Origin of the sequence: Pseudonocardia endophytica (genome assembly GCF_004339565.1) — a bacterium.
In the GTDB taxonomy this organism is placed as follows: Bacteria; Actinomycetota; Actinomycetes; order Mycobacteriales; family Pseudonocardiaceae; genus Pseudonocardia; species Pseudonocardia endophytica.
Genome location: NZ_SMFZ01000002.1, coordinates 169,858 through 195,480, shown reverse-complemented (window position 1 = coordinate 195,480; position 25,623 = coordinate 169,858). Strand labels below are relative to the sequence as shown.

The 25,623-nt window shown below is 70.3% G+C and carries 23 protein-coding genes and 1 tRNA gene; 10 read left to right on the top strand and 14 right to left on the bottom strand.

Annotation, left to right across the window (positions count from 1 at the left end; all coding sequences use genetic code 11):
- Positions 1–52: 52 nt before the first annotated feature.
- Complete coding sequence (locus tag EV378_RS19705) at positions 53–826, top strand: isocitrate lyase/PEP mutase family protein (RefSeq protein WP_243653659.1); 774 nt, start codon at positions 53–55, stop codon at positions 824–826.
- Here EV378_RS19705 and EV378_RS19700 read toward each other — a convergent pair.
- Complete coding sequence (locus tag EV378_RS19700) at positions 819–1,853, bottom strand: hypothetical protein (protein WP_207908809.1); 1,035 nt, start codon at positions 1,851–1,853, stop codon at positions 819–821. The two genes, EV378_RS19705 and EV378_RS19700, sit on opposite strands and share 8 nt — an antisense overlap.
- Before the next feature lie 116 nt (positions 1,854–1,969).
- On the opposite strand from EV378_RS19700, the gene EV378_RS19695 reads away from it, so the two are divergent.
- The gene (locus tag EV378_RS19695) at positions 1,970–2,416 is read left to right on the top strand and encodes a hypothetical protein (protein ID WP_132428457.1); all 447 of its coding nucleotides are present in this window, start codon (positions 1,970–1,972) and stop codon (positions 2,414–2,416) included.
- A gap of 3 nt (positions 2,417–2,419) precedes the next feature.
- On the opposite strand, the gene EV378_RS19690 is transcribed toward EV378_RS19695, so the two are convergent.
- From EV378_RS19690 to EV378_RS19655, 8 genes are all read right to left on the bottom strand, one after another.
- Complete coding sequence (locus tag EV378_RS19690) at positions 2,420–2,998, bottom strand: DinB family protein (protein WP_132428455.1); 579 nt, start codon at positions 2,996–2,998, stop codon at positions 2,420–2,422.
- Entirely contained in the window at positions 2,995–3,552 is a 558-nt protein-coding gene (locus EV378_RS19685) for an NUDIX hydrolase (protein WP_132428453.1), read from the bottom strand. Before EV378_RS19685 ends, EV378_RS19690 begins: the two co-directional genes overlap by 4 nt.
- Before the next feature lie 161 nt (positions 3,553–3,713).
- On the bottom strand, positions 3,714–4,922 hold the full coding sequence (locus tag EV378_RS19680) for an acetyl-CoA C-acetyltransferase (RefSeq protein ID WP_132428451.1): 1,209 nt from the start codon (positions 4,920–4,922) through the stop codon (positions 3,714–3,716).
- Positions 4,923–5,101: 179 nt separating this feature from the next.
- The gene (locus tag EV378_RS19675) at positions 5,102–6,679 is read right to left on the bottom strand and encodes a fatty acyl-CoA synthetase (protein WP_243653658.1); all 1,578 of its coding nucleotides are present in this window, start codon (positions 6,677–6,679) and stop codon (positions 5,102–5,104) included.
- A 136-nt stretch (positions 6,680–6,815) separates the two neighbouring features.
- Positions 6,816–7,208, bottom strand: a complete 393-nt coding sequence (locus tag EV378_RS19670) for a zinc ribbon domain-containing protein (RefSeq protein WP_132428447.1) — start codon at positions 7,206–7,208, stop codon at positions 6,816–6,818.
- Entirely contained in the window at positions 7,208–7,990 is a 783-nt protein-coding gene (locus EV378_RS19665; protein WP_132428445.1) for an N-acyl homoserine lactonase family protein, read from the bottom strand. Before EV378_RS19665 ends, EV378_RS19670 begins: the two co-directional genes overlap by 1 nt.
- 141 nt (positions 7,991–8,131) lie before the next feature.
- Complete coding sequence (locus EV378_RS19660) at positions 8,132–9,757, bottom strand: flavin-containing monooxygenase (protein ID WP_132428443.1); 1,626 nt, start codon at positions 9,755–9,757, stop codon at positions 8,132–8,134.
- Between the two features lie 226 nt (positions 9,758–9,983).
- Positions 9,984–10,814, bottom strand: coding sequence for a mycofactocin-coupled SDR family oxidoreductase (locus EV378_RS19655; RefSeq protein WP_132428441.1), 831 nt, complete (start codon positions 10,812–10,814; stop codon positions 9,984–9,986).
- A gap of 206 nt (positions 10,815–11,020) precedes the next feature.
- Between EV378_RS19655 and EV378_RS19650 the strand changes: the two genes are divergently transcribed.
- The 3 genes from EV378_RS19650 to EV378_RS19640 all read left to right on the top strand — a co-directional run bounded on the left by EV378_RS19650 (position 11,021) and on the right by EV378_RS19640 (position 14,953).
- On the top strand, positions 11,021–12,787 hold the full coding sequence (locus EV378_RS19650; RefSeq protein ID WP_132428439.1) for a sigma-54-dependent Fis family transcriptional regulator: 1,767 nt from the start codon (positions 11,021–11,023) through the stop codon (positions 12,785–12,787).
- 192 nt (positions 12,788–12,979) lie between these two features.
- On the top strand, positions 12,980–13,765 hold the full coding sequence (locus EV378_RS19645; protein WP_132428437.1) for an enoyl-CoA hydratase-related protein: 786 nt from the start codon (positions 12,980–12,982) through the stop codon (positions 13,763–13,765).
- A 75-nt stretch (positions 13,766–13,840) separates the two neighbouring features.
- Positions 13,841–14,953 carry a Zn-dependent alcohol dehydrogenase gene (locus tag EV378_RS19640; RefSeq protein ID WP_132432417.1) on the top strand — a complete coding sequence of 371 codons (1,113 nt, stop codon included), beginning with the start codon at positions 13,841–13,843 and terminating at the stop codon, positions 14,951–14,953.
- 387 nt (positions 14,954–15,340) lie between these two features.
- Here the strand turns inward: EV378_RS19640 and EV378_RS19630 are convergent, their stop codons facing one another.
- Positions 15,341–16,915 (bottom strand): restriction endonuclease, encoded by a 1,575-nt coding sequence (locus EV378_RS19630; protein WP_132428435.1) that lies wholly within the window; start codon positions 16,913–16,915, stop codon positions 15,341–15,343.
- Between the two features lie 294 nt (positions 16,916–17,209).
- Here EV378_RS19630 and EV378_RS19625 point away from each other — a divergent pair, with 294 nt between their 5' ends.
- A complete protein-coding gene (locus EV378_RS19625; RefSeq protein ID WP_132428433.1) occupies positions 17,210–18,115 on the top strand; it encodes a restriction endonuclease in 906 nt (301 codons plus the stop codon).
- Between the two features lie 406 nt (positions 18,116–18,521).
- A complete protein-coding gene (locus EV378_RS19620; protein WP_132428431.1) occupies positions 18,522–18,770 on the top strand; it encodes a hypothetical protein in 249 nt (82 codons plus the stop codon).
- Positions 18,771–19,425: 655 nt separating this feature from the next.
- Here the strand turns inward: EV378_RS19620 and EV378_RS19615 are convergent.
- Positions 19,426–19,497 (bottom strand) — tRNA-Thr (locus tag EV378_RS19615).
- A 70-nt stretch (positions 19,498–19,567) separates the two neighbouring features.
- Positions 19,568–19,849, bottom strand: coding sequence for a hypothetical protein (locus EV378_RS19610; RefSeq protein ID WP_132428429.1), 282 nt, complete (start codon positions 19,847–19,849; stop codon positions 19,568–19,570).
- A 122-nt stretch (positions 19,850–19,971) separates the two neighbouring features.
- Between EV378_RS19610 and EV378_RS19605 the strand changes: the two genes are divergently transcribed.
- The 3 genes from EV378_RS19605 to otsB are packed head-to-tail and all read left to right on the top strand — an operon-like array spanning position 19,972 to position 23,622.
- A complete protein-coding gene (locus tag EV378_RS19605; RefSeq protein WP_132428427.1) occupies positions 19,972–21,408 on the top strand; it encodes a threonine/serine exporter family protein in 1,437 nt (478 codons plus the stop codon).
- A gap of 40 nt (positions 21,409–21,448) precedes the next feature.
- Positions 21,449–22,855: an alpha,alpha-trehalose-phosphate synthase (UDP-forming) gene (locus tag EV378_RS19600; RefSeq protein WP_243653657.1), complete on the top strand. Its 1,407-nt coding sequence runs from the start codon at positions 21,449–21,451 to the stop codon at positions 22,853–22,855.
- Positions 22,852–23,622: a trehalose-phosphatase gene (gene otsB, locus EV378_RS19595; RefSeq protein WP_243653656.1), complete on the top strand. Its 771-nt coding sequence runs from the start codon at positions 22,852–22,854 to the stop codon at positions 23,620–23,622. Before EV378_RS19600 ends, otsB begins: the two co-directional genes overlap by 4 nt.
- Before the next feature lie 62 nt (positions 23,623–23,684).
- Here the strand turns inward: otsB and EV378_RS19590 are convergent, their stop codons facing one another.
- A complete protein-coding gene (locus tag EV378_RS19590) occupies positions 23,685–24,761 on the bottom strand; it encodes an alpha/beta fold hydrolase (protein WP_132428421.1) in 1,077 nt (358 codons plus the stop codon).
- Positions 24,758–25,570, bottom strand: coding sequence for an MOSC domain-containing protein (locus tag EV378_RS19585; RefSeq protein ID WP_243653655.1), 813 nt, complete (start codon positions 25,568–25,570; stop codon positions 24,758–24,760). Before EV378_RS19585 ends, EV378_RS19590 begins: the two co-directional genes overlap by 4 nt.
- Between the last annotated feature and the right edge of the window lie 53 nt (positions 25,571–25,623).

Below are 25,623 nucleotides of genomic sequence, written 5' to 3'. Positions count from 1 at the left end.
TCAGCGAGCTCTCGGGACGCCGCGAAGCACTAGTTGTCACTAGCCTCGCGGCGTGACGACGTTCCTCGAGATGCACGTCCCGGGTTCACCGCTGCTCATGCCGAACCCGTGGGACGTCGGCAGCGCCCGCATCCTCGCCTCGCTCGGCTTCCGAGCGCTGGCGACGACGAGCAACGGGCAGGCCGCGTCGCTCGGTCGTCCGGACGGTTCGCTGATCCCCGACGAAGTGCTGGCGCACGCCAGGAGGCTGGTCCAGACCGTCGACGTCCCGATCTCGGTCGATCTCGAGGACGGGTTCGCCGCCGAACCGTCCGGCGTCCGCGCGGTCGTGTTCCAGGCCTCGCGGACCGGCGTCGCCGGAGTGTCCATCGAGGACTGGTCGGCTGACGGGATCCGCCCGCTGCCGGAGGCGGTCGAGCGGATGCAGGCGGCCGTGTCGGCGGCGGAGGGCCGCGTCGTCCTCACCGGCCGCGCGGAGAACTTCTTCCGCGGCAACCCGGACCTGGACGACACGATCACCCGCCTGCAGGCCTACCAGGAGGCCGGCGCCGACGTGCTCTACGCGCCCGGACTGTCCACGCTGGACGAGGTGCGCGCCGTCGTGTCCTCGGTGGACCGCCCGGTGTCGGTGCTGGCGCGGCCGGGGTTGCCGTCGGTCGCTTCACTCGCGGAGGCCGGGGTCGCGCGGATCTCGGTCGGTGGGGCGTTCGCGCAGGCCGCCTACGGCGCGCTGGCTCGCGCAGCCCGAGAGCTGCAGGACGAGGGGACGTTCGGCTACACGTCGCTGTCCGCGGAGGGTCGCGACCTGTATTCCGCGTTCAGCTGAGCAGCTCGTCCCGGTACTTCCAAGCGAGTGCGACGACGGCGGCGCCTGCCGCCTGCATCCGTTCCTCGTGGACGAGGCGGTCGACGACGTCGGCGGTGAACGGGTGCTCGGACACCGTGCCCTCGTCGTTCTCGGCGACGCGGGCGGCGAACGTCCGGTCGTAGGCGGAGGGGTCGACGACGACCGCGACCAGGAGATCCGTCGCGAGCGTCAGCGGGTCGACGCCCATCCCGAGTACGAAGGGGTGCATGCCTTCCCAGCGCTCGTACTCGACGCGACCGGTCGCCTCCGGCTCGCCGAGCAGCTCCTCGACGAACTCCCGTTGCAGGCAGCGCCAGAGATCGAAGTCGTGCTCCGCGGTGTCCGGCGAGACGGGCTGGAAGATCCCGACCGGGAGCACCTGGAGCAACCCGCCCGCATGGGCGACCCGCGCCGGATCGCGGTGGTGGACGAGGAACGACGACCGGTCGTCGCGCCGGATGGTGATCGCACTGATGGCGACGTTGACCGGCCGCCGGGACGGATCCACCGGGTCGCCGATCGCGCTCCTGGCTCCTCCCCCCTGCCCAACGAACGGCACCTTCGAGCAATGTGATTGCTCGAAGGTGCCGTTCGTTCGGGTCAGGTGGGCCTCGGCGAACTCGTGCGCGACGGCTTCGCCGGTGTCGACGCCGTCGAAGTACCGGCCGTCGCCGAACCGCATGTGCGGGCGGTCGCCGTCGAGGACGGCGTCGAGCAGCCGGTAGGTGGGGCGGTTCTCGAACACGGCCGGTCGGGCGAGGCGGGCCATGATCTCCGAGTACCGGGGCGGCGGGGTGCCGTGAAGCGGTGAATCTGCGCGCTCCAGCACGACCACGTCCAGCGGGATCGGCGCCACGGGCATCCACTGTGGAGCGGTCAGCAGCGGCGTGCCGGCCACGCGGGCCGTGTCCGGGTACAGCTCCCGGTGCGCGGCCATCCCCAGCTCGTACCGGTTCGCCTGGAGATGGCGGCGGGCGCGGAGCCACGCGTCGTCCCGCTGATCCACCCGGCGACCGTACCCACTTCCGGGTATCGATCCGCCGGACCGGCAACGCCGTCGTCCGGCCGAACGATCCAGCATCCGAACGTCCGATACCGGACGCACTCCGTCGGGGAGACACGATGCGCCCACCGCAGCAACCACGCCGCACCGCCGCACGCGCGATGATCGCCCTGGTGATCGGCGCCGTCGTCGCGGCCGCGATCACACTCGCCGTACTGCCCGCGCAGGCGGAACCCGTCGTCGTCGCGCCTGTGCCCGTGGCCGCCCCGGTGGCGACGCCGCCCGCGACCCCGGTCGTCGCCACGACGACCCGCTCGGCCGCCCCGACGGCCACCCGCTCCGCCGCGCCGAAGAAGACCCGCACCACCTCGCCGAGTACGACGGCGAAGAAGCGCACCACGTCCTGCGCCGAGGCCGCGATGCGCGCGGGCCGGTTCGACCCGTCCTGCTCCGAGTACCAGGGCTACCTCGACCCGGGAACCGCCGCGGGCCGCGAGCCGACGTCCGGCGAGATCCAGGCCCGGTACGCCTGCGAGCAGGGACTGATCCCGCGCTCGCAGTGCTGACAGCTACGTCGCCGCGTCCCGCGCGACCTGCTCGATGCGCGCGTGCAGTGCCGCGCGGCCGTCGTCGTCGAGGTCGCCCATGTTGTCGACGCCGATGCGATGCCCGACGGCGCCGTCGATCAGCTCGCGCACGATGTCCGCGTGCCCGGCGTGCCGGTGCGTCTCGGCGATCATGTGGATCAGGATGCGGTGCAACGTGACCTCGGCCCGCTCCGGCGGCCAGTGCGCGACGTGCCCGACGGCGTCGAGGTCACGCGATGCGATCGTCTCGTCCGAGTGGACCCACACCCTCCGGTAGAAGCCGACGATCTGCTCCCGGGTCTCGTCCGCCGTGGCCCACATATCGGCCTCGGGTTCCGCGCCGTCGTCGAACCACGGGAGGGGCTCGTCGCTCGGGCGGCCGAACGTCGGTCCGAAGTAGCCGAGCTCGACCGACGCCAGGTGCTTGATCAGTCCGAGGAGGTTCGTGCCGGTCGGGGTGAGCGGGCGGCGGACGTCGTACTCGTCGAGGCCGTCGAGCTTCCAGAGCATCACGTCGCGGGCCTGCTGGAGGTAGCGGTGCAGGTCGTCCTTGGCGGTCACGTCGTTCCTCCCAGCGACAGCACGTGCAGGAGCCCGACGAGCGTGCCGGCGTCGACGACCTTGCCCTTCGCGACGAGCTCCGGCACCTCGGCGAGCGCGACCCACTCGGCGGTGCCCTCGTTCAGCTCCGTCGCGTCGCCGACCCACTCGACGCCGCGCGCGAGGAAGACGTGCTGCGCGTTGCGCGCGGCGCCGACCATCGGCTCGAACGTCACCATGTGCTCGATCGACCGGGGCCGGTAGCCGGTCTCCTCCCGCATCTCGCGGATCGCCGCGTCGATCGGCGACTCGCCGTCGTCGACGATGCCGGCCGGGACCTCCCAGCCCCAGACGTCGGGGACGAAGCGATGGCGCCAGGTCAGGAGGACGTGCTCGCCCTCGTCGTCGACGGCGACGGTCATCGCCCCAGGCGGAGCCGTGACGGTGTGGTGCTCGTAGCGCTCGCCGGACGGGACGGACACGTCGGCGAGACCGAGGCTCACCCACCGGCTCTCGTAGATCGCGCGCTCGCCGTGGACGACCCATCGGCCCGATCCGTCGTGCTCGATCGTCACGGGGCCGACCGTAGTCCGGCCTGAGCCGGAGCAGGGTCAGCCGGCCTGTCCGGCCCCGTCGGCGACTCCGTCCGAGCCTCGGGATACCACCGTCGTGATCCCGCCGCCCGAGCGCGGGCGCCACCGCATCCCGACCAGCCAGGCGTGGTGCAGCGCGATCGTCAGACGCGCTCGAAGACGGCGGCGAGGCCCTGGCCGCCGCCGATGCACATCGTCTCCAGGCCGTAGCGGGCGTCGCGGCGGACCATCTCGCGGCTCAGCGTGGCCAGGATCCGGCCGCCGGTGGCGCCGACCGGGTGGCCGAGGGAGATGCCGGAGCCGTTGACGTTGAGCCGGTCGTGGTCGGCGTCGGTGAACTTCCACTCCCGCAGGCAGGCCAGCACCTGCGCGGCGAACGCCTCGTTGAGCTCGATCAGGTCGATGTCGGCCAGCGACAGGTCCGCCGCGGCCAGCGCCTGCGCGGTCGCCGGGACCGGGCCGATGCCCATCGTCGTCGGCGGCACCCCGCCCAGGCCCCAGGACACGAGCCGCACCAGCGGGCGCAGGCCCAGCTCCTCGGCCTTCTCCGGGCTGGTCACGATGCAGACGGCGGCGCCGTCGTTCTGCCCGGACGCATTGCCCGCCGTGACCGTCGCCTGGTCGTCGTTCTTCCCGAGCACCGGGCGCAGCGTGGCGAGCTTCTCGACCGTCGAGTCCGGCCGGATGTGCTCGTCGGCGTCCACGACGACATCGCCCTTGCGGGACTTGACCGTCACCGGGACGATCTCGTCGGCGAACCGGCCGGCCTGCTGCGCGGCGGCGGCGCGCTGGTGGGAGCGGACGGCGAACTCGTCCTGCTCCTCGCGGGGGATCGAGTAGTCGCGGCGCAGGTTCTCCGCGGTCTCGAGCATGCCGCCGGGCACCGGGAAGCTCTTCCCGCCCGCCGTGACCCGGCCGCGGGCGAGCGCGTCCTCGAGCATCACCCCGCCGCCCTTGACGCCCCAGCGCATCGACGTCGAGTAGAACGCGGCGCCGGACATCGACTCCGCACCGCCGGCGAGCACGACCTCGGACGCGCCCGTCTGCACCTGCATCGCCGCGTAGAGCACGGCCTGCAGCCCGGACCCGCAGCGACGGTCGACCTGCAGCCCGGACGCGGTCACCGGCAACCCGGCGTCCAGCGCGGCGACCCGGCCGATCGCCGGGGCGTCCATCGTCGGGTAGCAGTGCCCGAGCAGGACGTCGTCGACGACGTCGCCGGGCAGCCCGGTCCGCTCCACCAGGGCGGAGATCACCGTCGCCGCCAGCTCATGGGCCGGCACGTCCCGCAGGGACCCTCCGAATGCACCGATCGGTGTGCGAACCGGTTCACAGATGACAGCGTCGCGCATGGGACTCCTTGGTTCGTGGGGTGAAGGGCGCCCTCGCCCGGCGCGATCCGGCAGGTCGCCGGCCGGGCGGCGACCGATGTGAGTGGACGGCCGGCTCCTGGAGGTCTCGGGTGCCCGACGGCGGGGTCTCGGCCGGCTGCAGGCGCGGCTCCGGTCGGAGGTCCGGTCGGCTCGTCGCCCTAGTGGTCGAAGAGGTCGGCGTAGGTCTCGCGGAGTTCGCGCTTGAGGATCTTCCCGCTCGGGTTCTTCGGCAGCTCTCCGACGACGACCACGCGCTTCGGGGTCTTGAAGGCGGCCAGCCGTTGCCGGGTGTGCGCGACGATCTCGTCGGGCGTCGTGGACGTGCCGGCGCGGAGGACCACGGCGGCGGTGACCGCCTCGATCCACTCCGGGTGTGCCACCCCGAACACCGCGACCTCGCTCACCGACGGGTGCTCGTAGATCGCGTCCTCGACCTCGCGGCTCGCGACGTTCTCGCCGCCGGTGATGATCAGGTCCTTCTTGCGGTCGACGATGGTCAGGTAGCCGTCGGCGTCCATCACGCCGAGGTCTCCACTGTGGAACCAGCCGTTGCGGAACACCTCGGCCGTGGCCTCGGGCTTGCCCCAGTAGCCGCGCATCGCGTGCGGGGTCCGGTGCACGATCTCGCCGATCTCCCCGGCGGGCACCGGCTCGTCGTTGTCGTCGTGCAGCCGGGTCTCGACGTTCAGGGCGGCTCGTCCGGCGGTGCCCGCCTTGACGATCTGCTCCTCCGGGAACAGGACGGTCGCGTTCGGCGCGAGTTCGGTCTGGCCGTAGTAGTTGAACAGCCGCATGCCGGGCAGCCGGTCGCCGAGCTCCTTGAGCACGGAGACCGGCATGATCGCGGCGCCGTAGTAGCCGGTGCGCAGCGACGACAGGTCGTACTCGTCGAACGCGTCCGAGCGCAGGAGCCGGATCCACACGGTCGGCGGGCAGAACATCTTCGTCACGCCCTCGGCCGCGACCGTGCCGAGGATCGTCTCCGGGTCCGGCGAGTCGACGATCACGCTGGTCGCGCCCAGGTAGATGTCCGGGGTCAGGAAGTCGTGCAGGGCGGCGCAGTGGTAGAGCGGCAGCGCGTGCAGCTCGACGTCGTCGCGGTGGTACTCGCCGTCGACGATGTTGGTGAGGTACTGGATGATCAGGTTCCGGTTGGTCATGATCGCGCCCTTCGGCGCGGACGTCGTGCCGCTCGTGTAGAGCAGCTGCACCGGGTCGTCGTCGCCGATCTCGACGTCCGGCTCGGACGCGTCGCCGTGCGCGAGCAGCTCGGCGAACGATGTCCAGCCGTCGCGGCGGCCGACCACGACGCGGAGTCCGACGTCGACGCCGGCCGCCTCGAACGTGTCGGCCAGCTCGTCGGAGACGATCGCCGTGGTCGACGCGCTGTCCTGCAGGACGTAGCGCACCTCGCCCGCGGTGAGGTTGAAGTTGACCGGGACCGAGATGGCTCCGGCGCGGGCCAGCGCGAAATAGGCGACGACGAAGGCGTAGGAGTTCCGGGACAGGATCGCCACGCGGTCGTTGCGCCGCACGCCCCGTTCGATCAGCGCGTTGGCGACGCGGTTCGTGTCCTCGTCGAGATCGGCGAACGTGCGCCGCGTGTCCTGGTGGACGACGGCGGTCTTGTCCGGGACCTTGACCGCGGTGCGGGAGAGCAACGTGCCCAGGGTGTGGCGGCGTGCCCGCGCGAGCTCGGCCGTGTACGGCGGCAAGTACGTGTCGAGGTCGTCCACTCGAGTTCCTACTCCGGTCGGCGTGGTGCGGGTTCGTCGTTGGGGCGTGGGCAGGGTCGGCGGGGCTCGTTCGTGACGTGATCCCGGGTGCCGATCGTGATCGGGCCGCGGCGCGTCGTGCATGCGCCGGCGTGGTTCAGTCTGCTGCAGCCGGCCCGCCGGAGTACATCGTCTTCAGGGAGCCCGTCGGGTCCAGGGTCCCGTCGGCGATCGCCCGGGTCTGGCGGGCGGCCTCCTGGTCCATCGCTCGTGTGTCGCCGCGGGCGCGGGCGGCGAGCATCCGGGCGGCGGTCGGAACGAGGGTGCATGTTCCCGGCACGTCAGGCAGGCACGCGTGGTCGTGCTGCCCCGTCGCCGTCGCCGTCGCCGTCGCCGAGCGCTGGGCTCCGCGCAGGAGTGCTCCGCCGAACCGGCGACGGGCGGGGCCCGCACATCGGCTGCAGTCCGCCCGTGCCGGCGCGGGCGTGCTCACCCAGCGATCGGAGTCCTGGCCGCAGTCCGGGCAGTGGTACTGGACGAGGACGGCCATCAGCCGCTGACCTTCGCGATCTCTCGTAGCCGGTTCCAGTGGTCGAAGTCGTGCTGGATGATGATCTCGGCGTCGTGGGCGTGGGCGATGTCCTTCATCCGCCGGATCGAGTGGACGGCGTCGAGGGTGCTGTAGTCCGACGGCATCGGCAGCTCGGCCGTGATGGCCTCGGGGACGTGCACCGTGTCGCCGGTGAGCATCACGTGTCGGTCCTGCAACCGGACCAGGGTCGAGGTGTTGCCCGGGGTGTGGCCCGGCATCTGGAAGATCCGGATGGCGCCGTCACCGAACAGGTCCAGGTCCGCGGTGAGCGGCCGCCAGTTGAAGCCACGCGCGGCCTCGATGTCGGCGGAGCGGAAGAACACCGCACCGGCCGGCATCGGCCAGTACGCGTAGGGCAGGTCCGGTGCGCCGATGATGAAGCGGGCGTTCGGGAACAGCGAGATGCCGCCGGTGTGGTCGAAGTGCGAGTGGGAGATGATCACGTGGGTGACGTCGTTCGGGGAGAACCCGGCCGCCTCGATCTGGCGGTCGACGCGCAGGTCCTCGGTGTACTCCAGCCCGAGCAGCGTGGCCAGCTCGCCGTAGGTGCCCTCCGGGTCGGTGACCGCTGAGGGGGCGAGACCGGTGTCGAACAGGACCAGGCCGCGGGGGTGTCGGATCAGGTAGGTCGGGACCGGCAGGCTGAGCTGCCCGGAGCCTCCGACCACGAGCAGTCCCCGGTCGAGGGTGAACTTCGCGCCGTCGAGCGCCCAGAGTTGTACGGCCGTGTCGTTGCTCATGAGGTTGTCTCCAGATCTGCTGCTGAGCCCGGTCGGTCAGGGGAATGCGCGGGTGGGCCATGGCGACTCGACCGGGCGCGCGGCGGCCCGTGCCGCCGCGCCCCGATCCCGTCACGCGGTGTCGCCGCTGGTGCGCGATGGTCAGACGCCCACCGTCGCCGGGGCGCGGTCCAGACCGAACGCCGGGAACCCGGCCGCGGCCTCGTCGGCCAGCAGCTGCCGGTACGCTCCGAGCCCGGCCATGTAGAACTGGACCGCGTGCCTCTTGCCGGGGATGTTGGCCCCGAAGATCCACGAGTCCGACTTGTCGAACAGGGTGTAGGACGCGATCTCACGGCAGGTTTCGGTCCAGCCGTCCTCGGCGCCCTTCGCGGCCTCGATGACGGGTGCGCCGGCCGCCTCTGCCTGCTTGATGATCTCGTAGACCCAGTCGACCTGGACCTCGATCGCGGGCGGGATGTTCGAGAACGGCCCGTTCGGGCCGGTGATCATGAACATGTTCGGGAAGCTGTTCGTGGCGACGCCGAGGTAGCTGGTCGGCGCGTCCTTCCAGTGCTGCTGGATGGTGAGCCCGTCGCGTCCGCGCAGGTCCATCCGCGTGTACTGGCCGTCGACCGCCTCGAACCCGGTCGCGAAGACGAGGATGTCGAGCTCGTGCTCGACGCCGTCCTCGGTGAGCACGCCGTTCGGCGTGATCTCGGTGATCGGGTTCTCCCTGATGCTGACCAGGGTGACGTTGTCCCGGTTGAACGTCTCGTAGTAGTCCTTGTTGCACAGTGGACGCCGGGCGTAGTACTCGGTCGGCTTGAGCTTGCGAGCGGTCTCCGGGTCGTCGACGATCTCGTCGATCTTCGCGCGGATGAAGTCGCAGGCCGCCTTGTTCGCGTCCTCGCTGGTGGCGATGTCGGCGAACGTGCCGAACATGAACCGGAACCCGTTGCCGATGTCCCAGTTCTCCTGGAACACGCGCTGGCGCTCCTCCTCGGAGACGCTCATGGCCGGGACGGTGCTCTCGTCGAATCCGAATCCGACCGCCGAGGTCTTGACCTGCTCGAAGATCCGGTCGTAGTCGGCCCGGCACCGGTCGACGTAGTCCTGGTCGACCGGCCCGTTGCCGGACGGGACGCTGTACTGCGCGGAACGCTGGAACACCGTCAGGTGCTGGGCGGTCTTCGAGGCGGCACAGATGACCTGGCAGCCGGTCGAGCCGGTGCCGATCAGGCCGACGCGCTTGCCGTCGACGGTGAGGTCGGCGGGCCAGGCGCCGGTGTGGACCAGCGTGCCCTGGAAGCTGTCACGGCCCTTGATGTCCGGGTAGTTCTTGTGCGACAGCAGGCCGAGCGCGGTGACGAGGTAGCGCGCGGTGATGGTCGTGCCGTCCTGGGTGGTGCAGGTCCAGATGCCGCGGGCATCGTCGTAGACCGTCGAGTCGATGCTGGTGTTCAGCACGATGTCGCGGCCCAGGTCGTGCCGTTCGACGACGGCCTCGAGGTAGCGCAGGATGTCGGGCTGGTTCAGGTAGCGGGTGTCCCAGTCCCACTCCTGGAGCATCTCCTTGTCCCAGGAGTAGCGGTAGATGTACGTCTCGGTGTCCGACATCGCGCCGGGGTAGCGGTTCCAGTACCACGTGCCGCCGACCCCCGGTGCGCTGTCGTAGGCCTTGGCGTCGAGGCCGAGCTCGTCGCGCAGCCGGCGCAGCATGTAGATGCCGGCGAATCCGGCGCCGATGACGAGCGCGTCGAGGTCGGCCTTCTGCGTGTCGCTCACGGTCAACTCTCCTTCAGTGGGCATGGGTCGAATCAGTGATGTGTGGTCGCGACCAGCGCGCGGTGGCCGTCGGTCCGGACGGGGGTCACCGCTGGTCGCGTGCCGTGCCGCGCGCCACGAGCGCGCGCGGGCGCACCGCGGACGGCCCCGACGAGCAAACGGGCCCTGTCGTGGTCGCAGCGGTCAGGTCGGATACCGGGCTGGGTGATCGCCCGCCCGGTCGGGATCAGCGCTGGGTCCACCCACCGTCGACCGGGAGCTGGACGCCGGTGACGTATCGGGCCTCGTCCGAGGCGAGGTAGAGCACCGCGTTGCTGATGTCGACCGGCTCCACCCACGGGATCGGCAGCTTGTTCAGCGTGGCGAACCCGACCTTGGCGTCCTCGAGCGTCGGGTTGTCCAGGTCGGGCCGGAACGCCCGGTAGATGGTCTCGTTGTCGATCATCGGCGTGTGCACCGATGTCGGGTGCACCGAGTTGACCCGGATGCTGTACTCCGCCAGCTCGTTGGCCATGGTCCGGGCCAGGCCGGTGACCCCGTGCTTGGCCGCGCCGTAGTGGGCCATGCCGGGCAGCGGCCCGAGGCCGGCGATCGAGCTGGTCATGATGATCGACCCGCCGTCGCCCTGCTCGATCATCGTGGGGATCGCCGCCTTCGCGGCGTGCCAGACACCCTTGAGGTTGACGTCGACGATCGTGTCCCACTGCTCGTCGGTGATCTCCCAGCACCGTGCCATCGTCAGGATGCCCGCGTTGGCGACCACGATGTCGATGCGCCCGAACTCGCTCACGCCGTCCTGGACCGCCTGCTGCACACCGGCGAAGTCCCGCGTGTCCACCTCGCGCGTGACGATGCGACGGTCGAGGGCCTCGACCTGGGCCGCGGTCTCCTTGAGCTCCTCCGGCCTGGCCCCCGCGTACTCGACGGTCTCGATATCGCGGCAGACGTCCACCGCGATGATGTCCGCGCCCTCCTCGGCGAGCCGGCGGGCGTGTGACCGTCCCTGCCCTCGGGCCGCTCCGGTGACCAGCGCGACCTTGCCGTCAACCCGTCCCATGTGGCGCACTCCTCATCGTCGACGTTGCGCTCGGCTACGAACGGCGCCCATCGTGAGGGCGGACACAAGCTCCGGCGTGTAGCGATACGGGCCGTTGTGCGGGGGTGCGTCGTGTCAGATTGACGCGGTTGAGCTTCGACACACGACGTTACGTTCGCGGTCACTCGTGTGCCGTCACCCTCGGATTCGGGACGAAGGAGTCCGCGATGCCGTCCAACAGACTGGACAACGCACTCGCGCGCAACCGTGACCGCTTCCTGTCCGAGGGTGGAGAGCCCCGCGGGGTCCGATCGGACATCCTGCAGTCCTGGCGCCGATCGGTGACCTTGTCGATTCAGCCCGACGCGTTCAGCCCGCTCTACCAGCCCGACGACGTCAACCCCGACGGCCGGCTGTTGCGCGCGGCCGAACCCGTGCTGCATCACCTCACGACGAATTCGGGCGACCTCGGACTCGGCTTCCTGGTGACCGACGACGAGGCACGCATCCTGGCGCGCTGGACCGACACTCCCCAGATGCTGCAGCTGTTGGACAAGGTCTCCGCCGATCGCGGACACGTCTTCTCCGAGGACGCCATCGGCACGAACGGCCTCGGCACCGCCGTCGAGCTCGGTCGGGTGGTGCGGGTCAACGGGCGAGAGCACTTCGCCGACATCCTCGGCGAGTTCACCTGTGTCGGAGTGCCGATCCGGGACCCGCTCGCGCGCCGGATGATCGGGGTCCTGGACATCACCTGCGCGGCCGATCACGACAACAAGCTGATCACCCTGCTCGCCACACAGACTGCCGAGAAGATCGAGCAGAGCATGTACGAGCAGCAGGGCCCGCGCGAGCAGGCCCTGCTGCGGCACTTCCTCGCCGCGCGCCGCTCGACCGCCGGGATCGTGGTCGTGAGCGAGCGGCTGATGCTCGCCGATCCGCGGGCCGGACGGCTCCTCGAAGGATTCGACCAGCCGTTGTTGTGGGAACGGGCCAGCCGGGCCCTGAACACCTCCGGCACTGTCGACGAGGAGCTCCAACTCGCCGACGGCCAGACCCTGGCCACGTCGATGACCGCGATCCACGACGGCGGCGAAGTCCTCGGCGTGATGCTCCAGATCCGACCGTCCGGTCGCGGTCGACCAGCAGGCGCGAGGCGGACGGCGCCGCCACCGGACGAACATCGACCCGGGCTGGCCGGAGACAGCGCCGGGCTGCGCTCAGCGTTCCGGGCCTGCCGAGAAGCATCCGAGCACAGCGTCGTACTGATCACCGGCGAGCAGGGGGTGGGAAAGACCGCCCTCGCCCGCTCGGTCCACCGGGCCGGCCCCCCACGCGAGCTGCACACCCGCGACTGCGCCGCCATCGACAGCGACGGCCTGCTCGCCTGGTACGACGGATTACGCACGACACTCGCCGGCGAACCCGGAACTCTCCTGCTCCAGCACCTCAATCTCCTCTCGGAGTCCGAGCGCAAACCGGTCGGCGGGCTCCTCCGCACCGCGGTCGCCCGCGGCTGGCGAGTCCTGGTGACGAGCGTGACCGGGACTCAGCCCCGGGATGGTTCGACACCACAGCTCGACGCCGTCGAGGTCGTCCTCGCCCCACTGCGGGACCGGATCGAAGACGTCCCGGCGCTGGCCGGTCATTTCGCCGGGCACAGGCGCCTCACCCCGGAAGTCACGCAGCTCCTGACCCGGCTGCTCTGGCCTCGCAACGTCCGCGAGCTGGAAGGCGTCATCGAGCGGATCACGACCGGCCGACCGGCCGTCGCCCCCATCCGGCTCTCGGACATCCCGCCCGAGCTCGCCACGGATGCCTCGCGACGGCAGCTCTCCCGGTTCGAGCGAGCGGAGATCAGCACTCTGCTCAACGCGCTCGCCGACTGCAACGGCAACAAGACCGAAGCCGCCCGGCTGGCCGGGGTGTCCCGATCGACGTTCTACCGGAAACTGCGAGCCGGGGGCGTCGACCTGGAGAACACCACCTTCTGAAACGGTCGCACCGGCCGCACGTCCCGGCGCTCTCTCGTCCAACGCCGGCTACGCCCGTGACGACATGAACACGGTTCGTGTCAGATCGGCACACACGCCGCGTCGATCGTCCGGATCTGACGCGAAGATCGCTCCCCGGTCTGGGCAAGGATTCGAGCGGTCACCGCAGGACCGTGTCGAGCTGGAGGAGCCATGTCGGACGTCCGCTACACCGTCGCCGCCGCGGTCGCCCATATCGAGCTGAACCGCCCGCAGGCGCTCAACGCGTGGACCCCGGACATGGGCCGGGAGCTGCTGGCTGCCGTTCGGCGGGCCGACGAGGACTCGTCGGTCCGCTCGGTACTCGTGACCGGGGCCGGCAAAGCGTTCAGCTCCGGGGCGGACGTGACCGTGCCCCGGGACACGACGCGCGACGGTGACCCGGACCTCTCGTCATGGCTGAGGACGATCTACAACCCGGTGATCCTGCAGATCCGCAGCAGCCAGAAGCCGTTCGTGGCCGCCGTGCACGGCGCGTGCGCCGGCCTGGGTGTCTCCCTCGCTCTCGCGTGCGACCTGGTACTGGCATCCGACGACGCGTACCTGCTGCTCGCGTTCGTCCGGATCGGGGTGATGCCCGACGCCGGGGCCACGGCATTCCTCGCCGAGCGTGTCGGCCTGGCCCGTGCGAACGCCCTCTGCATGCTCGGAGAGAAGCTCCCAGCGCCGACAGCGGAACAGTGGGGCCTGGTCAACTCCGTGCACCCCGGCCGTGAACTCCACGACGCGGCAGCCGATCTCGCCCGACGCCTGGCATCTGGCCCGACCGTGGCTGTCGGGAACATGAAGTACGCACTGACCGCCGCGGCCCAGGCTCGATTGGCCGAGCAGCTCGACCTGGAGGCCGGACTGCAGCAGTCGCATGCCCGGACCGCCGACTACGCGGAAGGCCGAGCGGCGTTCACCGAGAAGCGGACAGCGGTCTTCAGGGGCCGATGAAGAACGCAGCCGACCGTGGCCGGTAGCGCTCCCCGCGCTGCGACGAACGGTTCCGAAGGATTGGGAAGAGGATCGATGAAGACCACCGCGGCCGTGATCCACGAGGCGGGTAAGCCGCTCGACCTCGTCGAGCTCGACGTCGCCGGACCCGGCGAGGGCGAGGTGCTCGTCCGCTACACCCACGCCGGGCTCTGCCACTCGGACCTGCACGTGATGCAGGGTGACCTGGCCGGCTGGCTCCCGCTCGTGCTCGGCCACGAGGGCTCCGGTGTGGTCGAGGACGTCGGGCCCGGCGTGACGCGCGTGAGCCCCGGCGACCACATCGTCTGTTCGTTCATCCCCAGCTGCGGGCACTGCCACTGGTGCGCCACCGGCCAGCAGGCGATCTGCGACATGGGCGAGAACATCATGCGCGGCTTCCTGCCCGGCCAGCGCTGGCCCCTGTCCGGGCCCGCCGGGCGTTACGGCGCGATGTGCATGCTCGGCACCTTCAGCCAGTACGGCGTCATCCACGAAACCTCCGCGGTCCGCATCGACGACGACCTCCCACTCGACAAGGCCGCGCTGGTCGGATGCGGTGTCACGACCGGCTGGGGTGCCGCGGTCAACGCCGCGGACGTCCGCGCCGGCGAGACCGTCATCGTCTACGGAACGGGTGGCATCGGGCTGAACGCCGTGCAGGGCGCCCGACACGCCGGCGCGGTACACGTGATCGCGGTCGACCCGGTCGCAGGAAAACGGCAGGCCGCCCTCCAGTTCGGCGCCACCCATGCGGTCCGCACAGGCGACGAGGCCAGGGAGCTGGCGAGATCACTGACCCGCGGGGTGGGCGCTGCGAAGGCGATCGTGACCGTCGGAAAGACGACCTCCGAGGTCGTGTCCGATGCGTTCGACGCGATCGGCAAGGCCGGCGTCGTCGTGCTGGTCGCGCTCGGCGAGTTCGACACCAGGACCATCGAGCTATCCGGTACGCAAGCGACGCTGTGGAAGAAGACGATCCGGGGCAGCCTGTTCGGCGACTGCAACCCCACCGCCGACATCCCCCGCCTGCTCGGGCTCTACCGGCTCGGGGACCTGCAGCTCGACGGGCTGATAACCCGCACCTACACCCTCGACAAGGTCAACCAGGGCTACGACGACCTGATCGCCGGCGAGAACCTGCGCGGCGTGATCGTCCACGAACACTGATCGGGCGACCGGCGACCACGCCCGCCCCGGCCCTGCGGCCACCACCTGATTCCGCGGTCGCCAGAGGGTCGAGCCGGCCGACGCGGCGCAGCCGTCCGGGACGCGCTGGACGACCAGAGAACGGTGTCACGTCCGTGCGGTGGGCGATCATCGCCATCGCAAGAATGCCGCTCAGAACTGGAGCCGGAGGTCGGGATCGAACCGACGACCTACCGCTTACAAGGCGGGCGGCCGGCGATAACCAGGGCCACAACCAGCGCCGACTGTGTGCCGGATGGCATCCACAGTTGCCGTGAACCTCCGCAGACGCCGGTCGTTCGCACCACGGTTGATTCCACAGCCTCTCGAACGGACCCAGCATGTCGAGAGCGGCTCTGCGGTCGATCGTTACGAGGTCGCGGGCGGGCTCCACACGGTGGCCCGGCCGACGGGCGTCGCCACGAGCACATCTCTACCGAGATGCTCCTGGCACAGCCACCGGAGCCGCGGGCCATCGATGAGCTCGACTCGGCCGTTCTCGGTTGCTTTCGTCCAGCAGCCGGACGCGAACCATGAGGTCGTGACCAGAATGCCGCGGCCGGCTCGCTTCTCGTCCATTGCGCCGACCAGCTCGCGGATGTGCTGGACGCCCAGTACCCGCGTGTACTTCTTCGCCTGCACGATCGTCAGGCCGCCGACGATCGGGTCGCGGTTGAGGACGACGGCGTCGACACCATCATCGCCGACCCGGTCTGTCGTCCAACCCTCGAGACCGCGGGCCTCGAACAGCTGCCGTACGAAGTGCTCGAACTCCGTCGGCGTCATCTGGGTGAGGTCGGTGCGCGAGTCAAGGCCCGCGACGACGTCGACACTCTCGACGAACGAGTACCGAGCGAGATCGAAGTCGCGGACCGGGGTCACAGCCTCGACTGCGTGTGGATGGGCCGACACCAGCGCGTTCAGGTGCGTGAGGCACGCGGCCGGCGTGACGTCGCGGAGGTTGAGTGTCTCGTACCGCTCGCGGTCCACAGCAAAGCTGATTAGGCACGGGTAACCGCGGTGCCCGGTAGCCGGATCAACAGCATGCACGTGCCCGCTCAGCTCGACGTTCTGCAACGCGGCGTCGGCGTCAAGCAGATCGCGCATATACAACAGAGCGATCTGACTGACGACAGAGCGATAGAGACGCCGGAACTCGGCGTCGGGTCGCTTCTTCTCCCGGATCTCACCTGTCGTCCCGACGAACGTGTGGTTCGCCGTCGCCGGAACGACGTCGACCGGCGGTAGCTCGAATCGGACTACCGCCTGCTCTCCCAGCGGCGAGTACGCGACCTCCGCCCGGTGCGGGACGTCGTCCGGTAGCACCGTGCGGGCCAGTACCTCCTCGAGGTAAGTCTCGACGCTGGCCCGGTCACGCTCCACGAGGCCCGCCTGCAGCGATCCGATCTTCGCGTTGTGCTCCGCTACCTCGGCGGCGTGCTGCTCGACGGTCCCCTGGTGGCGCGCGCGTGCCTCGCGCACCCACTGTTGTCGAAGCGCCTCAGCTCTCTCGTGTTCCGCGACGGCGTCGTGGAACTCGGCGGTGGCCTGCTCGACGCGTCGTTCGTGACGCCCGCGTCCGCCGAACAGCGCGCTGATCGCGGCGGGCTCCTGTGGCGCGTAGTCCTCCCACTGAGGACGGGGATCGGGCCGATCCCGCGAACCCAGATCAAGCGGTGCGAGCCGATCACGACGCAGCAACGTCGTCAGGTCCAGCCGGGAAGGACGCGCCAGTCCGCGGACCAGGATGGATTCGAGGCGTTCGATGATCGCCGCGGTCGCACCGTTCAGCTCCTGGGCGCGCTGCTTGCCGGCGGCGGCGTCGGCTTGCTTCCGCTCGCGCTCAGCGGCCTTGTCCGCCGCGACCGCCGCGCGCTGCTCGCGCTCCGCCGCCTTCGCCTGCTGCCGTGCCCATTGCTCATGGTCGTATCGGCGCTGCGCCACACGAACCCCCTGTGCCGTCCCCTACCGACGGTAAGTCGGTGCGACGACGCCGGACAGGGCCAGACGAGTGGGCACACAATCCTGGCGCGCGAGGTCAATTTGGTTATCGGTCCGGATGTGCGCGTCGTGAACTCGCGGCTATCTATGCCATGAGTTGCGTCTCACGTTCGGCGACGCCACCGTTGTCGGCATCGACAAGCCCTCCACCCGCTCCACGCCCACTGCCCCGTAGTGGGCCGCCTCGGGAGGGGATCTAGTCTCCTGTCGGTGAGTGCAGAGCGACGGATTAGTGCGATGCCGACCTGGGACGGCTTTCTCGTTCCGGTCCTGCGTGTACTCAGCGACGGTTCCACCCGCCAAGCTCGAGATCTACAGGACTACGTCGCTGATCATGTCGGCCTCAGTGACGAGCAGCGCAGCGAAACGATCGACTCAGGCCAACTCCGCTTCCGCAACCGGATCAACTGGGCCGTCTCGTCCCTGACTCGCGCCAACGCGCTCGAGCGACCCAGGCGCGGCTCTTACGTCATCACGGCCCTCGGTGAGCAGCTCCTTGCCGACCACCCGACCGTCCTGGCCGAGCACCATCTTCGCCAGGTACCCGCGTACCGAGACCACGTTCCCGCACGACGCTCCGGCACGGCGCCAGACTTGCCTACCGCAGTCGCTGTGAGGCACGACGACCTCGACCCCATCGAGCAGATCGATGACGGAATCAACCGAGTCCATACCGAGGTCGCAGCTCAGCTACTCGAACGCCTCCGGTCGGCCAACCCTGAGTTTCTCGAGCAATCGGTGCTCGATGTCCTTGTCGCCATGGGGTACGGCGGGGTCGAACAACGCGCCCGTCGGATCGGCGGTAGCGGGGACGGCGGAGTCGATGGCGTCATCGACCAAGACGCCCTTGGCCTCGCTCGCATTTACGTCCAGGCTAAGCGCTATGCCGCTGGCAACTCAGTCGGCCGACCCGAAGTACAGGGATTCGTTGGCGCTCTCCACGGTCACCAGGCAAACCAGGGCGTCTTCATCACCACGAGCAACTTCACCCGAGACGCGACGGCGTACGCGCAGTCGGTCAATGCCAGTATCATTCTAATCGACGGCGAACGGCTGACCACCCTCATGATTAGACACGGCGTCGGGGTGCAGACCGTCCAGATGTACTCCGTCGTCAAACTCGACGAAGACTACTTCGAGTAGGGGCGCCTGAGACGTAACAGCCCGCGGCGACCTCAACCAGCGACTCCGGTACCTGCGGGTCGCGGTAGGCACTCGCCGGAAGGTGAGGACGCACTACGATCTGATCCCCGCGCCGAGGTGGCCCAGTTCGCGCTCACCGAGCGCCCGACCGCCGCCCGGCCCGGCCCCGTGCGCCTACGGCTGGGCGCGCCCCGGAGGCGGCGGCTCTATAATCCGGCTAGCTTCTTCTAGCTGATCCAGCTGATCGCGAGTTAACGCTGTTGGTGCATATTGGGTCTCGAATGTTTCGGCACCATAGATTTCTCGTGCACGCTATTCTCCATGCTGCTGCCAGGACTGCGGTCACGGGCTGGCATCGCAACACGATCCGTTCCATCGTCACCGGAGGCTAGCTAGCCTCGGTTCCGTGCCCCTCACGTTCTCCGAACGCCGGACCCTCCATGCCATCCACGATGGCGACACTGGCCCTCATAGCGTCGCTGTGCTCCGCTCCCTGGTCTGGAAGGGTCTCCTGACCGACCGGCAGAAACTCACGACCGAGGGCATGAGGCTCATGGTCGAAGAGGCGGCCCGTCGGAGGGACGCCGAGATCCGGAGTATGCGGGAGAGCATCCGAGAGAACCGAGCACGACGGGAACGATGGTTCGGCTCCTGACTCGCTGCCCACGATCACTGCGGTGGTTCATCGGGCGCGCCCGGGGAGCGCCTTCGCAGAGCACTTCTGACTGCGCGGGCTATAGGAGCACTACTGGCCACGACGCCCCCGGCGACCGCACCCGAGATGAGGGACTGCGTAGAAGCAAGCGCAAGGACAACGGTGGCGAGGATGAGCGCCAGCCAGACAGTGATCCAGACGGGCATGTGGTAGTGCTCAACTAGGTGCCATGCCAGATCAGACCAGGAGCGATTACTTCGCGGACTCAACGTCGACCCTTCCTTCGGCGCCGGGGTAGCTCCTCAGGACGGTCACGACGACATCGGGTCGACGCGTTCCTTGCACGATCACCTACGGCGGAGTGGTCAGTCCTGCCGCAGAACGTTCGATCGCGAGAACACCGTAACTCGGCAGTGGAGCGCGAGGGAGTCTCACGCCGGGATGCGTTGTGCATCCCCTCTATCTAGACCATGCCGTCCGCGAAACCTGCGGGTTCCCGGGCCGGGGTAGCTCAGGGGTAGTGCAGTCGAGCACTGCCCTACTGGACAGCGCACAGACGAGGCACCGCCGACCGTCAAGGCGGTAGGTCTACAGACCTACCGGTTGGGGATTCTGAGCAAGAAACGCACTATCGTCCCTGGTCAGAGGGCCGGAGAGCCGGAGGTCGGGATCGAACCGACGACCTACCGCTTACAAGGCGGTTGCTCTACCACTGAGCTACACCGGCGTCGCGGACACTGCCGCGCGTCCGGCCAGCGTAGTGCCCAGGAGTGACGGCCGGCACCGAGGTATCGGGTTCACGGCGAAGCGTTCATGAGCATGATCGTCGTGACGATGATCGACACCACGAACCCCACCCCACCGATGATGATCAGCGCTCGCGCCCAGTCGGGAGCCACACCCGTCGACGCCACAGGTCCTGCGGCAAGCAGGTTCCCCGCCGACAGGACGACGAGCGCGACGGCCGGGATCCACCCGGCCGCGAAGAAGAACAGGACGGCCGCGAGCAGTCCGATCACCCCGGTGATGCGCAGGGATCGGGCGCGCCGGGCACGGTCGGTCGCGTCAGCGTTCGCCACGGCCCGACCGTACACCGCCGTTCACCAGCGGTTTCCGCGCACACAGACGAGTACCCCGGTACCGCTGTGGGGGATGTGACCGGGCCGTAACGTGGTGCTCGGCCAGACCAGCGGGAGGTGAGATGGCCGACGACACCGTGCACCCTGCAGACCGGTTCAGCAGACGGTTGCGTGGAGCGCTGCGCCGGGACGCGAAGCGGCTCCTCACGCCCGGGCCATCGACCGTGCCGATGCTCGTCCTGGGCCCCCAGGTCCCGGACGACGCGCAGGTCCAGCAGGTGCTCGACGTCTGCATGCGCGTCGGCGAGATCCTGCTGTCGTCCGGCGAGAGCGTCGACGAGGTGACCGCGACGATGCTGCGGCTGGCCAACGCGGCCGGCCTCCCCGCCGTCGACGTCGACATCACGTTCACCAGCATCACGATGTGCTGCCACCGCGGGAACGCGGCGCAGCCCGTCACGTCGATGCGCCTGGTCCGCTACCGCACGCTCGACCTCAGCCGACTGGCGACGACCGACCGGATCGTCGCGGACCTGGAGGCCGGCAAGATCGACGTCCGGAAGGCGGCGTCGCTCGTCTCCGACGTGATCAAGCAGCGGCACCCGTACCCGCGCTGGGTCGCGACGGTCGGCTGGGCCGGCCTGGCCGCGTCCATCGCCCTGCTGCTCGGCGGCGGGGCCATCACGGCGGCGGCCGCGTTCGTCACCACGGCGCTGATCGACCGCATCGGGCGGTTCCTCAACCGCTACGGCGTCGCGTCGTTCTTCCAGCAGACGCTCGGCGGGCTGCTGGTGACGGTGTCGACGATCGGCCTGATCGCGTTGGGCCTGTTCCCGGTGGGCACGCGACCGTCGTTCATCGTCGCCGCGGGCATCACCGTGCTGCTCTCCGGGTTGTCCGTGGTCAGCACCGTGCAGGACGCGTTGTCGAGCTACTACCTGACGTCGTCGGCGCGGATCGTCGAGATCGCGCTGCTGTCCGCGGGCCTGCTGACCGGCGTCGTCATCGGCCTGAAGTTCGGCTTCGCGGTCGGGGTGTCGATCGAGGTGTCCGGCGACCTCCCGTCCAGTGCCGGGCAGTTCACGCTGTCCGTCGTCTCCGGCGCGATGTCGGCGGCGTTCTACGCGTTGGCCGGCTACGCGCCGTTGAAGTCGCTGCCGGTGGCCGGCGCGGTCGGAGCCGCGAGCTGGGCCGTGTACGGGACGCTGACGCTGTTCACCGACGTCGGGCCGATCACGTCGACGGGTGTCGCGGCCGTCGTCGTCGGGCTCGCGGCGGGCCTGCTGCGGCGCGGCGGGAACACGCCGCCGATGGTCATCACGCTGGCCGGCGTCACACCGCTGCTGCCCGGTCTCGCCGCCTACCGCGGCTTCTACCAGCTGGCCGTCGAAGGTGTCGCCGAAGGGCTGGTGACGGTCACGCTCGCGCTGGCGACGGGTCTCGCGCTGGCCGCGGGCGTCGCGCTCGGCGAGTTCGTGACCCGCCCCCGTCGCACCGACGCCGAGACCCCGACCGAGACGAACCCCGATCCACAGGCCGCGGCCCCCGAGTCCACGTAGGCTCGGCGCCGACCGACCGCCCGAGCACCGGAGGATGGACATGGCCGCCGAAGCCGACCTCGTGGTGGTGGCCAACCGCCTCCCGGTCGACCTCGAACAGCTGCCCGACGGCAGCACCCGCTGGAAGCGCAGCCCGGGTGGTCTCGTCACGGCGCTGGAGCCGACGCTGCGGTCCAGGGAGGGCGCGTGGGTCGGCTGGCCGGGGGTGCCGGACACGGACGTCGAACCGCTCGTCGAGGACGGGCTCACGCTGCACCCGGTGCGGCTGTCCGCCGACGAGATCGCCGACTACTACGAGGGCTTCTCGAACGCGACGCTCTGGCCGCTCTACCACGACGTCGTCGCCACCCCGGCGTTCCATCGGCACTGGTGGCGGGCCTACACGCGGGTCAACCAGCGCTTCGCCGAGGAGACCGCGAAGGTGGCGGCGCAGGGCGGCGTGGTCTGGATCCAGGACTACCAGCTGCAGCTCGTGCCGGGGATGCTGCGCGAGCTGCGCCCGGACCTGCGGATCGGCTTCTTCCTGCACATCCCGTTCCCGCCGGTCGAGCTGTTCCGCCAGCTCCCGTGGCGGACACGCGTCATGGAGGGCCTGCTCGGCGCCGACGTGATCGGCTTCCACACCGAGGGCGGCGTGCGGAACTTCCAGTGGCTCGCCTCCGAGCTGGCCGGGGCGTCCGACGGGCGCGAGCCGGACACCCTGCGGGTCGGGAGCCGGACGGTCCGGCTGGGCGCGTTCCCGATCTCCATCGACTCGTCGAAGCTCGACGCGCTGGCCCGCGCGGACACGACCGTCAAGCGTGCCGCGGAGCTGCGCGCGGAGCTCGGCAACCCGCGCCGGATCATCCTGGGCGTGGACCGGCTCGACTACACCAAGGGCATCGACGTCCGCCTGCGCGCGTTCCACGAGCTCCTCTCCGAGGAGCGGATCACGATCGACGACGCGGTGATGATCCAGCTCGCGACGCCGAGCCGGGAGCGCGTCGAGCACTACCGGCACATGCGCGACCAGATCGAGCTCTCCGTCGGGCGGATCAACGGCGAGTACGCGCGCGTCGGCCATCCGGCCGTGCACTACCTGCACCAGTCGCTGCCGCGCGAGGAGCTGGCCGCGTTCTACCTGGCCGCCGACGTCATGCTCGTCACGCCGCTGCGCGACGGTATGAACCTGGTGGCCAAGGAGTACGTCGCCTGCCGGTTCGACGAGAGCGGCGCGCTCGTGCTGTCCGAGTTCACCGGTGCGGCGATCGAGCTGACCAGCGCGCTCCTGGTGAACCCGCACGACACGGACGGCGTCAAGGAAGCGCTGTTCGCCGCGCTGACGATGAACGACGAGGAACGCGGCAAACGGATGCGCAGCCTGCGGGCGCAGGTCATGAGCCACGACGTGGACCGATGGGCCCGCTCCTTCCTGGAGGCCCTCGGCGTGCCGGTGCCGTCCGAGTGAACGCCGACCTCGACGCGGCACTGGACCGGATCGCGCGAGTGCCGCGGCTGCTCGTCGCCCTGGATTTCGACGGCGTGCTGGCCCCACTCGTCGACGACCCGTCGGCGTCGCGCCCGCTCCCGGAGTCGGCGGACGCGGTGCGCGCGCTGGCCGCGGCGGACGGCGTGGACGTCGTGATGCTGTCCGGCCGGGGTCGCGACGATCTCGCGGCCGTCTCCGGGTTCGGTCCGCCGGTGCGTCTGGTCGGCAGCCACGGCGCCGAGTACGACTCCGAGCTGGGCGCCGCGCTGGGACGCGGCAGCCTCCTCACGTCGGAGCAGACCGCCGCGCGGGAGACGCTGATCGAGGAACTGCGGACCCTGGTGGACGACGCTCCCGGCGCCCGTCTGGAGCTGAAGCCCGGCGGGGCGGCGGTGCACGTCCGCGGCGTCGACGACGGCGTCGGCACAGCGCTCCTGGACCGCGTTCGGGGAGGACCGGCCCGACGGGACGGCGTCGACGCGACCGAGGGCAAGGACGTCATCGACCTGGCCGTGCTGGAGACGTCGAAGGGCTCGGCGGTGGACGCGCTGCGCCGTCATCTCGGCGTGGACGCCGTGCTGTTCGCCGGCGACGACGTGACCGACGAGACCGCGTTCCGCGTGCTGGGCGCCGACGACGTCGGGATCAAGGTCGGCGACGGCGACACGGCCGCCCGGTTCCGGGTCGCGAGCCCGGAGGATCTCGCCGGGGTGCTGACCCGGTTCTCCGCGCTGCGCGTTCCATGATCACCTGACGCCGAGGGCCGTGGCCCGTGGCCCCGGAGAACCCTGGCGCGCCGGACCGGACCTCAGGACCGGGACCGGGCCGCCAGCGCGCGCAGCGACGCCACGAACTCGTCGGGCCGCTCGAAGTGGACGAGGTGCCCGCACCGCAGCTGGACGACGTCGGTGCCGGAGGGCAACAGCGCGACGGCGCGCGCCAGGTCGTCGGAGTCCATGGCGGCCTTCAGGATGCCGTCGCTGCCGTACGCGGTGCCGCGCAGCGCCTCCACGAAGTTGGTGTGGATCACAGTGGTCGGCGCCGCCACGGCGCGCAGCGTCGCCTCGGTGTCGGTGTCGGAGTACCAGCCCCCGGTCTCGCGCACCCACGCGGCACCGAACGCCGGGTCGTAGTGCACGAGCCCCTGGAACAGGACGTTGACCTGTGTGGGCAGGAAGGCGATCCGCAGCGGCTCGCCGGGGTGCGCGGCCATCCACCGCAGCGCGTACCGGCGGATCGGCTCCTCGAGGGGCCCGAAGAACTCGAAGTACCGGCCGTGCTCGACGACGTAGCGCGCGAACTCGCCCGGCCCGCCCTCGGCGAGGAACCGCTCGGCGAGGACGAGCGGGAACCCGCCGGTCGTGTCCAGCAGCCGCGGCATCTCCGAGGAGAACAGCGGCGGGTCCTCCAGCAGCAGCCCGCCGACGAGCTCCGGCCGTTCCGCGGCGATCGTCATGGCGAGCACGCCGCCCGAGGAGTGCCCGGACAGCAGCACCGGCCCGCCCACGACATCGTCGACGAACCCGGCGAGTGTCGCCGCGACCCGCCCGTTCGTGTAGTCCGCGGCCCGGAGCCGGTCGGAGCCACCGTGACCGGGGACGTCGACGACGAACACGTGATGGTCGGCTGCCAGCCGCGGCAGCACGCGCACGTGGTCCTCCCAGGTTCCGGTCTGCCCGTGCAGCAGGACGACGCGCGGGCCGTTCGCGGGTCCCTCGGCGTAGGCCAGGGTCGCACCACCGACGGTGGCCCGCTTCTCGCGGAACCCGGCCGCGACGACCCCGGCCATCGCCTTCTCGAGACCGGTCGTGTTCGCGTGCAGGTAGGCCGCGACGGCGGCTCCCAGACCGGCGGTGCCGGCGGCCAGGACGGCAGCCCGGTTCACGCGTCGACCACCTCGACCGGGTCGTCGACGCCGATCGTCACGCCCGGGTCGTCGGGGATCAGGTTCTGACCGAACCAGACCTTCTGGTCCCACCGACGGTGCCGCGCGAGCGTGGCCAGCGGCTCACGGCCCGTCGCAGACGTGTCCGGGTCGACGGTCGTCAGCACGCAGCGAGCACAGCCGCGGGCGACGCGGAACCCGGCGTCACCGATCCGGATCCGCTGCCACCCGTCCTCGGCCCACGCCGGGAACCCGGACACGACGACGTTCGGCCGGAACCGCGTCATCGGCATCGGTCCCTCGTGCGCGTTGCGGCCGTCCGCGATGTGCGCGTTCAGCGCGGCCAGCGACTCCTCCGTCGTGAGGAGCAGCGGGAACCCGTCGGCGAAGGAGACCCGGTCGTCGGGCTCGCTGTACTCGGGGTTCGGACGGCGGCGTCCCGGGTCCTCGAGGTACAGCAGGCGCAGTGGAGTGCCGGCGACCTGCGAGAACCACTCGTCTGCCTCGACTCCCGCGCGGACCCCGGCCGTGTCCCACGCGTGGACCCGGACGTCCATGAGCCCTCCCGAAGGGTGCGGGAGTGGCACGTGGATCGGCTCCATCCCGGGAGCGCTCAGGGACAGCCCGTCGGGTCCGGGGACCGGGACGACGAGCACCAGGCCGTGCAGCGTCCGCGCCGTCGCCATCGATCCGTCCGGGTGGGCGAGCATCCAGCGCCGGTCGCCGTCCAGCCCGGCCCGCTCCACGCGCGCCCGGTCGACGTCGTGGCCGCGACAGGACTTCACCGGGTAGCGGCGGAGCGCGGTCACGGAGCCGGTCGATCGCGCGGCGGGGTCGGGGAGGGTCGCGGGGTCGGTCGGGG